Below are 13,547 nucleotides of genomic sequence, written 5' to 3' on the forward strand. Positions count from 1 at the left end.
TTAACGATCTTTTTTCTGCGGGTATACTGCCCTGCCCCAAGGCCGTTACAGGATCGCCGAACCATGACCAATGAACCCATCGATTTGCTGATTTCAGCGCGCTGGATTATTCCGGTCATTCCCGAGGATCAGGTCTATGAAGATTGCAGCGTCGCCATCGACGGCGGCAACATCACTGCCCTGTTACCTTCGGCAGAGGCAAAGCGCAAATACAGCCCCCGCCAGCAGGTGGAACTCGGCAACCACGTGCTGATACCGGGGCTGGTCAATGCCCACGGCCATGCCGCCATGACTTTACTGCGCGGCTTCGCAGATGACTATCCGCTCAAAACCTGGCTCGAAGAGCACATCTGGCCAGCAGAAATGCGCTGGGTGAACGAAGAATTCGTTCAGGACGGTACAGAACTGGCCATTGCAGAGATGATTCGCAGTGGCACCAGCTGTTTTTCCGATATGTATTTCTTCCCGGAGAGTTCTGCCAAAGCGGCGATACAAGCGGGTATGCGCAGCCAGATTGCCTTTCCGGTTTTTGATTTTCCTTCACCATGGGGGCGCGGCCCCGACGAATACATCCACAAAGGTTTGCAGCTTAGAGACGACTACAAGGGTCGCGAACTGATCAGGATAGCTTTTGGTCCCCATGCACCCTACACCGTGAGCGATGAACCGCTGCGCAAAATTGCCACGTACTCCGAGGAGCTGGAGACCTCTGTTCAGATTCACCTCCACGAAACAGCAGAGGAAGTCGCCACCAGTATCAAACAATATGGCGTGCGACCCATCCAACGCCTGAAAGAGCTGGAATTCTTCTCACCACTCACCCAGTGCGTACATATGACCACGCTGGACGACACGGACATAGAAACCATCGCCGCATTCAATGCCCAGGTAATTCACTGTCCACAGTCCAACCTGAAATTGGCCAGCGGATTGTGCCCGACAGCAAAATTACTGCGGCAAGGCATCAATGTGGCATTGGGTACAGATGGCGCGGCCAGCAATAATGACCTGGATATGTTCGGCGAGCTCAATACGGCAACCCTGGTCGCCAAAGCTGTAGCCGGCGACCCCACTGTCGTCGATGCTCACCAGGCACTGCGCCTGGCCACCATTAACGGCGCCCGCGCCTTGGGCTGGGCTGACCATATTGGCAGTATCGAACCCGGCAAGGCGGCGGATCTGGCCGCAGTCGCACTGGGGACAATTGAAACCGAACCGCTGTATAATCCGGCCTCTCAACTGGTCTACACTCAGTCAGGCAGTCGAGTCAGTCATGTCTGGGTCAACGGCACAGTCCTAATGGCAGGCCGACAATTGCTGACCGTCAATGAAATGGAAGTACTGACCAAGGCCAAACTGTGGCGCCGCAAACTGGTTGATGCGTAACCAGTTCAGCTCCCAATTAACCAGAACACACCCGGAACAACCGATGCCCGCACCCAATGTAGACCGCGCTGAAATTGCCAAATTTGAAGCTTTGGCTAGCCGCTGGTGGGACCGGGAAAGTGAATTCAAACCCCTGCATGACATCAACCCGCTGCGTGCCAACTGGATTGATGAACGCTCCCCGGTTGCGGAATGCAAATTGCTTGATGTCGGCTGTGGCGGGGGCATTCTCGCCGAGGCGATGGCCCACCGAGGCGCAGATGTGACTGGCATTGATATGGGGGAAGCCCCGCTGGCCGTGGCCCAGTTACATGGCCTGGAAAGTGGCATTGCCGTCAATTACCAGCGCTGTACCGCTGAAGAAATGGCGGAACAACAACCCGAAACCTTTGATGTTGTCACCTGCCTGGAAATGCTGGAGCATGTGCCGGACCCACTTTCCGTCATCAAAGCCTGCTCCCGACTGGTCAAACCTGGCGGCCACCTGTATTTTTCCACCATCAACCGCAATCCGAAGTCATACCTGTTCGCCGTTGTCGGCGCGGAATACCTGCTGAGAATGTTGCCCAAGGGTACCCATGAATACAGCAAATTCATTCGCCCTTCCGAGCTTGGCATCTGGATACGCGACTGCGGGTTGGAACTGCAGGATATGACAGGGCTGGTTTATAACCCTTTTTCACGTCGCTACCGTCTTGATGAGCGCGATGTGGACGTCAACTACATGGTTTACGCCCGCAAACCTGCCTGATGTCTGAGCCACTCACAACCACACCAAAATACCGCGCTGTGCTGTTCGACCTGGACGGCACCCTGCTGGACACGGCACCGGATTTTCTCACCTGTACTAATCAATTACTGCACAGCAAAGGAATGCCCCTGCTCGACGAGGCAAACATCCGCCGCCTGGTAACCCATGGCTCAGCCGGCATCATCAACAAGGTCTTCCAGCTGGAGCCGGAACATCCGGATTTCGAGCCCATACGCCAGGAATTGCTGACTCTGTATTTTGACAATCTCGCGGACCGTACCCGGCCCTTCCCTGGCATCCCAGAACTGCTATCTAAACTGGAACAACACAACATACCCTGGGGTATTGTCACCAACAAACCTGAGCGCTACACCCTGGCCATTCTTGATCAGCTACCGTTGTGGCCACCACCCGCCACTGTTATCTGCCCCGATCATGTACAACGCACCAAGCCTGACCCTGAGTCCGTGTTGCTAGCCTTGCAACAGATCAATATTGAACCGCATCAAGCGGTCTTTATTGGCGATCACCTTCGTGACATTGAAGCTGGTCTCCGGGCCGGTACCGCAACCATTGCCGCGGCCTACGGCTACCTCAGTGAAGATGAGGACCCCAACGACTGGGGAGCCCACCACACGGTGGCATCTGCCACTCAGCTGGCCAACCTGATTTTTTAAAGGAAAACCCATGAATCCAAAAAGCTACCAGGCACCTGACAGGCTGTTAGAGAATAAAGTCATCGCCGTCACCGGAGCCGGAGACGGGATTGGCGCGGTTGCCGCCAAGACCTTTGCCGCCCACGGAGCCACCGTTATTCTGATCGGCCGCACAGTGCCCAAGCTGGAAGCGGTCTACGATGAAATTGAAGCTGCAGGCGGTCCCCAGCCGGGGATCTACCCTATCTGTCTGAATGGCGCAGTAGAAAAAGACTATCAGGACATGCACGACCGTCTTGAGGAAAGCTTTGGCAAGCTGGATGGCCTGCTACACAACGCCGGGGAATTGGGTCAACGCACACCTATCGCCAACTATAAACTCGAGAGCTGGCAGAAAGTCATGCAGGTCAATGTTACTGCTCAGTTTCTGATGACCAAGTCGTTACTGCCCCTGCTGGAAAAGGCGGATCACGCCTCTATTATCTTCACCAGCTCAGGGGTGGGACGTGTGGGCAAACCTTTCTGGGGCGCCTATGCAGTCTCCAAATTTGCCACAGAAGGCCTCTGTCAGGTACTCGCCAATGAGCTGGATGGCACCAGCAATATTCGTGTCAACTGCATAAATCCAGGCGCCACACGCACCCGCATGCGGGCTGCTGCCTACCCGGCGGAAAACCCAGCGTCAGTGAAAACCCCGCAGGAGATCATGCCAACCTATCTGTATTTGATGGGTGACGACAGCCTCGACATTACTGGCCAGTCAGTGGACGCGCAGTAAGCCATTTCCACTCAACACCCTCTTAACTCTCCACCAGAACCGGCGCTTTAGCCCGTTCGCTGTGACTACTGCGCATATTCATAAACGGTCGCTCAAGAAACAAAAACACTACCAGTGCCACCAATAGACTGATAGAGATACCTCCGACTGTGGTAATGACAATTTTTTGTAGCACCGGAAGTTCAGGCGCAAACTGGAAGATAGCCGTGTAAATACCAGCAATAACAAACGGGTGGAAAAGATAGGTCGAGTAGGCCAACTGGGCGATCGGATAAAGAAATGACGAAGACAGGAAGCGGGAAATCCAGCGACAAATTCCGTAATCCGCGTAAAGGCTACTGACCATGACGATGCAAATAGCCATCGTGAACAGGTGGCGGCAACTGGCGTAGTAGAGAGCACCCCAGAATTTGGGGAAAGTCGCGTGCTGATTGTTCACGGGAATGGTTGAGATAACAGCGATGGCAAGCAACGCTATCCCCGTCAACCAGGTAATAGCCGCACGATTACGGCGAAAAAAGCTGATCATTGCCTGCTGATGGTAGACGTGAAAATACGCCGCAAAAATCCCCGGCAGGAAACTGCCAAACCTGGTCCAGGGTTTGACATATATGTAGTCGATAACGTCAAAAAAACCCTCGCAAGTAGTTTCATACCAGCAGATGGGCAAAAATAATTCATACCGCCAGATGACGGCCAACCGAACCAGGACAAAGGCGATAAACGCCAACAGCATTGACCAGAAAAGGGTCGTTGGGCGGCAATTGCGCATGCCCAACAGCAATAGCAAGGGAAACAAAAAGTAAAACTGCTCCTCAATAGCCAGAGACCAGGTCCAGGGCATGAAATGGGTAGAGGCAGGCAACAGGTTATTGATGTAGAGCAAGTTGCTCCAGATGTATTCCTTATTTGGCGCGGCTAGCAACCCAAACCCCAATGCCAAAAGATAAGCAGGCATCAGCCTCATGAACCGCCGCTGATAAAAACGTCCAAAACGTATACCACCAGTCTTTTTGTATTCCTTCATCAAAATGGTAGAAATAAGAAAACCACTAATAACAAAGAAGACATCCAGACTTAAATCGCCATTGAAAACCCAGTTCAACCAAATGGGGGCACCGTAAAACAACTCCACTACGCTTTCGTCAAAGATGCTTAAAAACCAGACACAGTGGATAGTCAGAACAAGCAAAATTGATAGTGCTCTCAGACCATCAACGGGCCGCAATTGTCCCTGAGTGGGATTAAAGAGAATCCTGAGATTATTTTTGATTGAAAATGGATTGGCGTTATTAGACACGATAACTCTCTTGAATCCTGATCATTTAACCCACTGCAGTTCTTTCAACATTGGAAGGCAGCGCACGACACCTTCAGCAAAGCCGATCTGTGACACATACCCCAATTCCCGCTCGGCCTTATCGGCAGGAAATTCCAAATCCATGGCCAACAGATTGACGGCCACCTTACTGAGCGGAAGAGTCCGAAGCAACTGCACTTTGGCCAAAAACTCCAGAAGACCCGCTATAGGCCTCACTAGTGTGGCTGGGACAGAGCCAGGTTGTGCTACACCAAGCACTCCAGAGAGCGATCGTGCGAAGCCCTGCCAGGTGGGAGGTGCTTTGGAGCAGGCGTTGTACGCCTGCCCTACTGCCTCCGGCCGCACTGCACAGCGCAGCAGCATATCGGTCAGGTCCGAGATATACACTAATGGAATACGGTTAGCGCCCCCGCCTATCAGTTTGAACTTTCCCTCAGCCATCATGCTTGCAAGCTCGGGAAGGAAACCACCACGACGGTCTCCTGGCCCGTAGATAAATACCGGCCTGACGATAGTAGTTTCTAACTGCCCCGCGTGACACGCTTCGAAGCAGGCTTTCTCAGCAGCAATTTTTGCCTGAGCATAGGGATCAATACTACTGCTCAGCAATGCATGCTGTTCATCGCAAACACCCGCATCACTCAATTCATAAACCGCAACGCTGCTGACATACACAAAACGCTGTACCTCCGATTTATAGGCGGCATCCAGCAGATTGTTCGTGCCTTGTGCAATCACACGGTGAATGTCTGCGCTGCGGTGGCCTACCCCTGTCAGGGCCGCGCAATGGAATACCACATTCGCACCGGACATGGCCTCGGCCAAGCCTTCAGGCTGACAAACATCGCCAAAGGCCAGAGAAACATCCAAAGCACTGAGCCTTGCAGTATCACTTTGGGGACGAACCAGCGCTGTTACTGTCCAGCCATCAGCAGTGAGCTTTTCGGCCAAGGCGCCTCCGACAAAACCTGTGGCGCCGGTAATAAAAGCGTGTTTTTCCTTATTCGACATAAACCCAGCGACCCTGCAACGGCTTCAGAAAGTGACCCTGGAATGACTAGCGGCTGGACGGCCCTCTGGAGCGAAGACGCTTCAACTGTCGATCCCATCGTTTTTTATCTTGCGGCGCCTGTTGCCGCTGCTTTTTGCGAACAGATAGATCCACGGCAGACAACACATCGGATAGCGACTTGTCATCCAGCTCAATCCACTGTCCCTTGCGCACATAGGAAGGCATGAAGATCGGGCCAAAACGCACCCGCTTGAGACGGTTCACTTCCACACCCTGTGACTCCCAGAGACGGCGAACTTCGCGATTGCGACCTTCCATCAGTGCCACCGTATACCAGCCATTACTGCCAACGCGCTCTCCAGGCACCACATCGCTGAATTTGGCGATGCCATCATCCAGCAAAACGCCCTCCCTGAGGCGCTTGATCATGGCATCATCCACTTGCCCGTGCACACGCACCAGATACTCACGATCCACCTCGTACGAGGGATGCATCAGACGGTTGGCCAACTCTCCGTTATTGGTAAACAACAACAGGCCCGTGGTGTTGATATCGAGGCGACCAACAACAATCCACCGCTCACCACTCAATCTGGGCAGGCGGTCAAATACGGTTTTTCTCCCCTCGGGATCAGAGCGGGTACAAACTTCACCTTCTGGCTTGTTGTAAACAAGCACCCGAATACGCTGGTCCGTGCCAAGTAATCTGGCTCGTTTGCCATCTACAATCACCGTGTCATCCGCGGAAACGCGGTCACCCAATTTGGCAACCCGACCATTGACCTGCACACGGCCATCACTGATCCACTGTTCCAGTTCCCGGCGCGATCCATAACCGGCCGCAGCCAGTACTTTTTGCAACTTATCTGCCATCAGTTCTGTTGCAACCTGCTTTCTTCATCTGTCTCGGGCATTTCCTGCTCGACCGCTGATTCCTCGAGAGAATCAGATAGTTGTTCCTCTGCGTTTTCTGTTGTCTCAGCTTCCCTGGTCTCAGCGACCTGTAGTGAGAGCTCAGGGTCAATACTGTCAATATCGCGGATCTCACTCAGTGCGGGCAAATCCTCCAGGCTCTTGAGATTGAAATAATCGAGGAATTCGCGGGTTGTTGCGTACAGTGCCGGACGCCCGGGAACATCCCGGTGACCAACAACTCTCACCCACTCCCGCTCCAGCAGGGTTTTGACGATTTCGGAACTGACCGACACGCCACGAATCTCTTCAATATCACCGCGTGTCAGCGGCTGCCGATAAGCAATCAAGGCCAGTGTCTCAAGCAGCGCCCGTGAATATTTTTTAGGTTTTTCTTCCCACAGTCGATTAATCCAGGGCGCCAGCTCCTGGCGCACCTGAAAACGGTACCCACTGGCGGTTTTGGTCAGTTCATAGCCCCGGTTGCCACACTCATTCTCAATATCCTCAAGCACTGCGAGCAACTGATCTTTTGCCGGCACCTGGTCAATATCAAACAACCCCTGCAGGTGCCCGATATCCAGAGAACGCCCCGATGCCAGGAGCGCGCCCTCTACAATTTTTTTTAGGTGATCGTTATCCATTTTTTCCTTTACTCGTTAACGCGCTTTCACATGGATGGGACCATAGGATTCACTCTGCACAATCTCGACCAAAGACTCCTTGATGAGCTCCATGATGGCGAGAAAAGTGACGACCACACCACTGCGCCCTTCGCTGAGTCGAAACAGGCTGACAAACGGTACGAACTGCTTGTCACGCAGTGTTTCCATCACCTGAGACATACGCTCCCGGGTCGACAACTTCTCCAACTGCACCTTGTGACTCTCAAACATTTCAGCACGGCGCAGCACATCAGCCAGTGACAGCAGTATTTCTTTCATAGCCACATCCGGCTGGGGGCGCTCGCTTTGCCGGTCGGGCTCTTTTGCCGTCGCCATAAAGACGTCACGACCCAAGCGGGGTAATTCATCAATATCTTCTGCCGCCTGCTTGAAGCGCTCGTACTCCTGCAACCGCCGAATTAACTCTGCTCGAGGATCATCCTCTTCCTCCTCGACAGCCTGCCGCGGCAGCAGCATACGGGATTTTATTTCAGCCAGCATAGCTGCCATCAACAGGTACTCAGCTGCCAATTCCAGCTGCATGGCCTGCATCATATCGATATAAGCCATATATTGGCGGGTAATCTCCGCCACATTGATTTCGAGAATATCGAGATTTTGCCTGCGGATCATATAGAGCAACAGATCCAGCGGGCCTTCAAACGCCTCGAGAAAAACTTCCAGGGCTTCGGGGGGAATATACAGATCTTTGGGGAGCTCGGTAATCTGGCGCCCCATGATCATAGCGAACGGCATTTCTTCCTGAAGCGGGTGGGAATGAAGCTCCGCTGCCGGGATGTCCTGAGAGGGGTCTACTTCTGGAACTGTTTGGGGTGCCATGGAACCACGGTTCGCGCTGGTGGAAAGGGCCATTATACTTTGATTCGCTGCTGCGACCAGCGGCACACATGGAAGCTGTATTCAGGTGAGGAAGTCTTCGAATTGCCCGACACCCTGTCTGATGATTTCAGGGGTATCCCCGGTCAAATCAACGACGGTAGTCATTTCAAGCCCGCAAAATCCGCCATCAATAATCAAATCCACCCTGCGCTCAAGCATATCCCGAATATCGTAGGGATCTGTCAGTGGGTATTCGTCATCCGGCATAATCAAGGTCACACTCATTAAAGGTTCCCCCAACTCTTCCAACAGCGCCAGAGCAATAGGGTTTGCCGGCACTCTCAGACCGATGGTTTTCCGTTTTGGGTGCATCAGTCGGCGTGGCACCTCTGAAGTTGCCTCCAGAATAAACGTGTAGGAACCTGGGGTGTGGGCCTTCAGCGTACGATAAACCTGATTGTCGACTTTAGCGTACAGCGCCAATTCTGAGAGATCCCGGCAGACCAGCGTAAAATTATGATGCTTGTCCAGATGACGAATCTGCCGAATTCTGTCCAGTGCTTTCTTATCACCTATATGACAGCCTATGGCGTAGGCCGAGTCCGTCGGGTAAATAATGACCCCCCCTTGCCTGATGATTTCAACCGCCTGATGTACCAGGCGTAACTGGGGATTGTCCGGATGAATGGTAAAAAACTGGCTCATGGATCGCTACTGTATGCTGACTGTAGCCATTATCTCACAGCAGTGAGCGGAAGGGAGCAAGGTTTAACCTCGGTGAAGCCGCTTCTTATTGAACTACAGTTTCTTCAAAGTATTTGTTCTGGAACTCGCTCAGCGGCAGCGGTTTACTGAAATAGAATCCTTGGCAACTGTCACACCCCAGCTGCTGCAAGATTCGGTACTGCTCTTCGTTTTCCACACCCTCAGCCACTGTTTTCAGGCCTATGCTGGTGGCAAGTGCCACAATGCCCGCCACAATTGCCTTGTCGTTTTCATTCTTCTCCATATCCCGAATAAACATGCGATCAATTTTCAGCACATCAACCGGCAGACGTTTCAGGTAATTCAGCGAAGAAAAGCCGCTGCCAAAATCATCAATTGCCAGCGTAAGCCCCATTGCGCGTAGCGCATTCAACTCGTCTTCAAGTTCACTAGGGTTTTCCATCAGTGTGCCCTCGGTGATCTCAAGCTCCAGCGTTTTCGGTGCAATCTGGTACTCTTCGACGACACGCTGCATTTTTTCCTTGAAGTCATTCTGCTGGACATCCTTACCAGACAGGTTTACAGCAACCTGTAATTTGTGGCCACTTTGTTGCCATTGCTTCAATTGTTTACAGGCGGAGTGCAACACCCAATCACTGACCTGGTTGATTAACCCCGACTCTTCGGCCATGGGAATAAACATATCGGGAGAGACAAATCCGTGACGGGGATGATGCCAACGAATGAGCGCCTCAGCGCCCATCAGTTCGCCATTTTTAAGATCAATTTTTGGCTGATAATAGAGAACCAACTCTTCATTTTGTATGGCATTGCGCAACTCCCGTTCAATTTCCATTCGGCGGGCAATTTCGTCTTCCATTCCTTCAACATAGAAACAATAGTTATTGCGCTCTTCTTTAGCACGAAACATTGCTGAGTCCGCATGCTTCATCAGTGAACTGCCATCCTGCCCATCCTGAGGGAATACCGAGATGCCAATACTGGCGGTAACAAACATTTTCTGCTGCAGAAAAACGAAAGGCTGGCTCAACGCATCACAGATTTTGCCGGCAATTTTCGAAACGGTCTCCAGGTCTGTCACACCCTCAAGGATGACAGTAAATTCATCCCCACCCAAACGGGCAATAAAGTCCTGACTTCTTACACAGCGACGTATTCGCTCCGAAACCGCCTTCAGCAACAAGTCCCCGGCATCATGCCCGAGGGTATCGTTGATCATCTTGAAGCGGTCCAGATCCAGAAACAGAATAGCCAACTGTTTTTCTTCCAGTTGCGCCCTGTTCAACATCAAACGGAGTTGCTGCATCAGTTGGGTACGATTGGGCAACCCGGTCAGTGGGTCATGATAAGCCAACTGTTTGACGTGCTTCTCGACCTTGTTGGCCTGAATCAACCGTGAAACCCGCTGCTTCAATACGGAAAAGTGAATGGGTTTCGGTATGTAGTCGGTGGCACCAGACGCAAACGCTTTAACAATGGAGTTTTCGTCTTCCAACGCTGTCACCATCAAGACTGGCGTGTCGGCTCCATTGGGCAGTTGACGAATTCGCTCACAGGCGGCGAAACCATCTACTTCAGGCATCATCGCATCCATCAGTACAAGGTCTGGCATATGACGCTGACAAAGGGCGACCGCCTCCTCACCGTTGCTGGCTTCTTCAATCACATAGTCTTCCGTTTTGAAGACGTTTTTTAACGCCAACCGCATGGAGCGGTCATCGTCTACAACCAGAATGCTGTATGTATTCCCTTTGAGGTGTGCCTCGCTGTCACTACCGACAATATAATCTTGCAGCTCCTTACTGAGACTGGCATAGGCCTCTTTCAGTTGCTTGTGCAGATTCTCGGCATCCACAAGATCATCTATGGCACCCTTTTCTTCCAGGATTTTAGAAAGGTCAGCAACCCGCTTGGCACCAAAGTTAGATGCACTGCCCTTGACGGTATGGGCCAACTCGCGAACCTTTTTGGCATCTCCATCAAGAATCGCATGCTGCAGTGATTGCAGGTACACCGGGGTGTCTTCCAGAAAGGCCTCGATCATGGAGACCAGCACTTCCCCGACACTACCCTTCAATTCCTCTATCACCAGGGGATCAAAACCATCTCCCGGAATATTCAGTTGAGTTGTCTCCTTGAAGTCAACTGCATCATCTCCATGACCACCCAGCACCTCACCCTGATCCGCTGGCACCCATTTCAACAGCATCTTTTTCAATTCATTAATGCGCAGTGGCTTGGAAAGGAAGTCATCCATACCAGAGGCTGAACAGCGTTCGGCTTCCTTCTGGGTATTGTTAGCCGTCATGGCAACAATCGGAACACCATTCCCATCGTAACGACCACCTTCATACATGCGTATCTGTTTGGTGGCATCGTAGCCATTCATGACCGGCATGTAGCAATCCATCAGGATCAGGTCAAAGTTTTTGCGCACTATAGCTTCAACTGCAGCCTTGCCATTATCTGCCAGCTGGCACTCACACCCCATGCGCTCGAGCATTCCGATGGCCACTTGCTGATTGGCCCGATTGTCGTCAACCACCAGCACTTGCCGTGGGTTTGCATAAAGTTTTTCAATGGTATGGGGTTCCATACGCTTGTATTCTTTCGCCGCATCGGGGTTACCCAGAAGATACTGGGCAAAGCAACTCTTCAGATCATTTGCCCTCAAAGGCTTGCTGAGATAGGCGACCCCTTCAATTTTTTCCGGACTTTCTTTGTCCCACGGGTTGTTAAAGACCGTGAACACACAGTTTTTGACGGAGGCCTCATCACGCACCAGGCGCAGAAAATCAGGCGCTCGCAATCCAGGCATATCCTCGTCAATCAGCAGCACATCAAGGGATTTACTCTGTCTGGAAAGCTGTCGGATGTGCTCCAGAGCATCGACAGCGGAGTCGATGAATTCACAACTCACCCCAATCTTCTCAATCTGTTGCGAGCCATAGGCACCGACGATAGCACTATTGTCAATTAACAGTGCCCGCTTGCCCTGGTAGTCATTGGTTTTAACTGGCGGAGCCACTTTCTTGAGGTTTTCAACAACTCCTGTCGGCAAAGAAAACAGAAAGGAACTGCCTTTGCCGGTTTCACTTTCGACACGAATGGATCCACCCATCAGCTCCACAATCTGCTTGCTGATGGCAAGCCCCAGCCCGGTACCCTCGTACTTTTTAGTACTTGAAGAATCCACCTGAGTGAAAGCATCAAAGATTTTTTGCTGACTTTCTTCTGTAATTCCAATGCCCGTATCTCGAACCTCGACTTGCAGCATCTGACCCTCTTCAGGGGAACAGGGGTCATCCAGGCAGGAAACGTAAATCGACACTTCGCCTATATCGGTAAATTTAATGGCGTTACCCACCAGGTTAATAATCACCTGCCGAATTCGGGAACTGTCGCCGTGAATATACCTGGGAACGCCTTCCTCAATCAGATAGCCAACATCAATTTTCTTTTTCAGCGCCTGGTTAGCCAGCAGACTGATGACTTCATCCAACAGTTCATGCAGAGAACAGTCTTCCTTCTTGATTGTCAGGTTATTGGAATCAATCTCGGAAAAGGTCAGGATTTCATCAATCAATTCCAGTAACCCTTCGCCGGAAAGTTTTGCTGTCTCGACATATTCCTGTTGTTTGGGGCTCAGCCCCATCGTCATCAGCAAATCGAGCATGCCGAGAACAGCATTCATGGGGGTTCTCAATTCATGAGTGACATTCGCTGCAAACTCACCCTTGATTCGGGCAGACTCCAGGGCGGCGGACATTGCCCTCATAAGTTCCTGCTGACGATTTTCCAGAGCCTCCATCATTGAGTTAAATGCATGCTGCATCTCAGCAATATCAGCAGGGCCACCGAGGTCAGCACGGATCACAGAATCGCCATTCTCGGCTCGCTTCATGCTGCTCGCCAGTTTTTCCAGGGGATTGGTCAAACGACGAGAAATACCAAGCAGCATTAACAGCAGGATGACGGCAATGACCAGAGAGATCAGCAAATTACTGCGCAGAATACTCTGCTCCATCAGAATTGAGGCATCTTTGCCTATCTGAAGCAGGATATAACCAAGCAATTCCTCGCCGTCCCCAGGGGGGCTGTCAAACTCAGCCCAGATATTATCCTGGGATTCGCCGGCCATCACCGGGGCACTGAACAACCACATATCGCTGTCTTCCAGCACTAGGGATACATCATCTGGGCGCCTGGCAATGGGTGACAGTTCATCATTACTGCTGTAGAGCACTTTACCGGTTTCGGTAAGCACTGCTACAGATTTCACACCTGGAAAATTGAGGGCGTTATCCACCAGTTCCTTGGCGCTGTCCCTGCTCTGGTAGAGCAGCGCTAACTCACCCTGTTTGGCCAGAGAGCCCGCAACCTGCAAGCCCTGCTCGACCTGACGATCGCGAAATATCTGACTGGAAATGTTGCTGACAGCGAGAGAGGTAATCAGCGCCATGAACAAAACGCCAACGACAAATATGAGCATCAGCTGAT

11 protein-coding genes are annotated in these 13,547 nt (G+C 51.9%); 4 read left to right on the forward strand and 7 right to left on the reverse strand.

Annotated elements, in window-relative coordinates:
* The first annotated feature begins 63 nt into the window (after nucleotides 1–63).
* The 4 genes from Q8A57_RS02020 to Q8A57_RS02035 are packed head-to-tail and all read left to right on the forward strand — an operon-like array spanning nucleotide 64 to nucleotide 3,571.
* On the forward strand, nucleotides 64–1,386 hold the full coding sequence (locus Q8A57_RS02020) for a TRZ/ATZ family hydrolase (protein WP_305169249.1): 1,323 nt from the start codon (nucleotides 64–66) through the stop codon (nucleotides 1,384–1,386).
* 43 nt (nucleotides 1,387–1,429) lie between these two features.
* Complete coding sequence (ubiG, locus tag Q8A57_RS02025; protein ID WP_305169250.1) at nucleotides 1,430–2,137, forward strand: bifunctional 2-polyprenyl-6-hydroxyphenol methylase/3-demethylubiquinol 3-O-methyltransferase UbiG; 708 nt, start codon at nucleotides 1,430–1,432, stop codon at nucleotides 2,135–2,137.
* The gene (locus Q8A57_RS02030) at nucleotides 2,137–2,814 is read left to right on the forward strand and encodes an HAD family hydrolase (RefSeq protein WP_305169251.1); all 678 of its coding nucleotides are present in this window, start codon (nucleotides 2,137–2,139) and stop codon (nucleotides 2,812–2,814) included. The genes ubiG and Q8A57_RS02030 overlap by 1 nt, the downstream gene beginning before the upstream one ends.
* Before the next feature lie 10 nt (nucleotides 2,815–2,824).
* Nucleotides 2,825–3,571, forward strand: a complete 747-nt coding sequence (locus tag Q8A57_RS02035; RefSeq protein ID WP_305169252.1) for a YciK family oxidoreductase — start codon at nucleotides 2,825–2,827, stop codon at nucleotides 3,569–3,571.
* A gap of 22 nt (nucleotides 3,572–3,593) precedes the next feature.
* Here Q8A57_RS02035 and Q8A57_RS02040 read toward each other — a convergent pair whose 3' ends face one another.
* The 7 genes from Q8A57_RS02040 to Q8A57_RS02070 form a co-directional block, all read right to left on the reverse strand.
* Complete coding sequence (locus Q8A57_RS02040) at nucleotides 3,594–4,871, reverse strand: acyltransferase family protein (protein WP_305169253.1); 1,278 nt, start codon at nucleotides 4,869–4,871, stop codon at nucleotides 3,594–3,596.
* 21 nt (nucleotides 4,872–4,892) lie between these two features.
* Nucleotides 4,893–5,903 (reverse strand): NAD-dependent epimerase/dehydratase family protein, encoded by a 1,011-nt coding sequence (locus Q8A57_RS02045; protein WP_305169254.1) that lies wholly within the window; start codon nucleotides 5,901–5,903, stop codon nucleotides 4,893–4,895.
* A gap of 46 nt (nucleotides 5,904–5,949) precedes the next feature.
* The gene (gene rluB / locus Q8A57_RS02050; RefSeq protein ID WP_305169255.1) at nucleotides 5,950–6,777 is read right to left on the reverse strand and encodes a 23S rRNA pseudouridine(2605) synthase RluB; all 828 of its coding nucleotides are present in this window, start codon (nucleotides 6,775–6,777) and stop codon (nucleotides 5,950–5,952) included.
* Complete coding sequence (scpB, locus tag Q8A57_RS02055; protein ID WP_305169256.1) at nucleotides 6,777–7,460, reverse strand: SMC-Scp complex subunit ScpB; 684 nt, start codon at nucleotides 7,458–7,460, stop codon at nucleotides 6,777–6,779. The genes rluB and scpB overlap by 1 nt, the downstream gene beginning before the upstream one ends.
* 15 nt (nucleotides 7,461–7,475) lie before the next feature.
* Nucleotides 7,476–8,321 carry a segregation and condensation protein A gene (locus Q8A57_RS02060; RefSeq protein ID WP_305169257.1) on the reverse strand — a complete coding sequence of 282 codons (846 nt, stop codon included), beginning with the start codon at nucleotides 8,319–8,321 and terminating at the stop codon, nucleotides 7,476–7,478.
* Nucleotides 8,322–8,402: 81 nt separating this feature from the next.
* The gene (locus tag Q8A57_RS02065; protein ID WP_305169258.1) at nucleotides 8,403–9,026 is read right to left on the reverse strand and encodes an L-threonylcarbamoyladenylate synthase; all 624 of its coding nucleotides are present in this window, start codon (nucleotides 9,024–9,026) and stop codon (nucleotides 8,403–8,405) included.
* An 85-nt stretch (nucleotides 9,027–9,111) separates the two neighbouring features.
* Nucleotides 9,112–13,539, reverse strand: coding sequence for an EAL domain-containing protein (locus tag Q8A57_RS02070; RefSeq protein ID WP_305169259.1), 4,428 nt, complete (start codon nucleotides 13,537–13,539; stop codon nucleotides 9,112–9,114).
* Nucleotides 13,540–13,547: the final 8 nt, after the last annotated feature.

The organism is Porticoccus litoralis (assembly GCF_030676955.1).
Classification (GTDB): Bacteria; Pseudomonadota; Gammaproteobacteria; order Pseudomonadales; family Porticoccaceae; genus Porticoccus; species Porticoccus litoralis.

Coding starts and splice junctions, on each gene's coding strand:
- rluB (WP_305169255.1), bottom strand. CDS start 6,777: ATGGCAGATAAGTTGCAAAAAGTACTGGCTGCGGCCGGTTATGGATCG.
- scpB (WP_305169256.1), bottom strand. CDS start 7,460: ATGGATAACGATCACCTAAAAAAAATTGTAGAGGGCGCGCTCCTGGCA.
- Q8A57_RS02045 (WP_305169254.1), bottom strand. CDS start 5,903: ATGTCGAATAAGGAAAAACACGCTTTTATTACCGGCGCCACAGGTTTT.
- Q8A57_RS02070 (WP_305169259.1), bottom strand. CDS start 13,539: ATGCTCATATTTGTCGTTGGCGTTTTGTTCATGGCGCTGATTACCTCT.
- Q8A57_RS02035 (WP_305169252.1), top strand. CDS start 2,825: ATGAATCCAAAAAGCTACCAGGCACCTGACAGGCTGTTAGAGAATAAA.
- Q8A57_RS02060 (WP_305169257.1), bottom strand. CDS start 8,321: ATGGCACCCCAAACAGTTCCAGAAGTAGACCCCTCTCAGGACATCCCG.
- Q8A57_RS02020 (WP_305169249.1), top strand. CDS start 64: ATGACCAATGAACCCATCGATTTGCTGATTTCAGCGCGCTGGATTATT.
- Q8A57_RS02065 (WP_305169258.1), bottom strand. CDS start 9,026: ATGAGCCAGTTTTTTACCATTCATCCGGACAATCCCCAGTTACGCCTG.
- Q8A57_RS02030 (WP_305169251.1), top strand. CDS start 2,137: ATGTCTGAGCCACTCACAACCACACCAAAATACCGCGCTGTGCTGTTC.
- ubiG (WP_305169250.1), top strand. CDS start 1,430: ATGCCCGCACCCAATGTAGACCGCGCTGAAATTGCCAAATTTGAAGCT.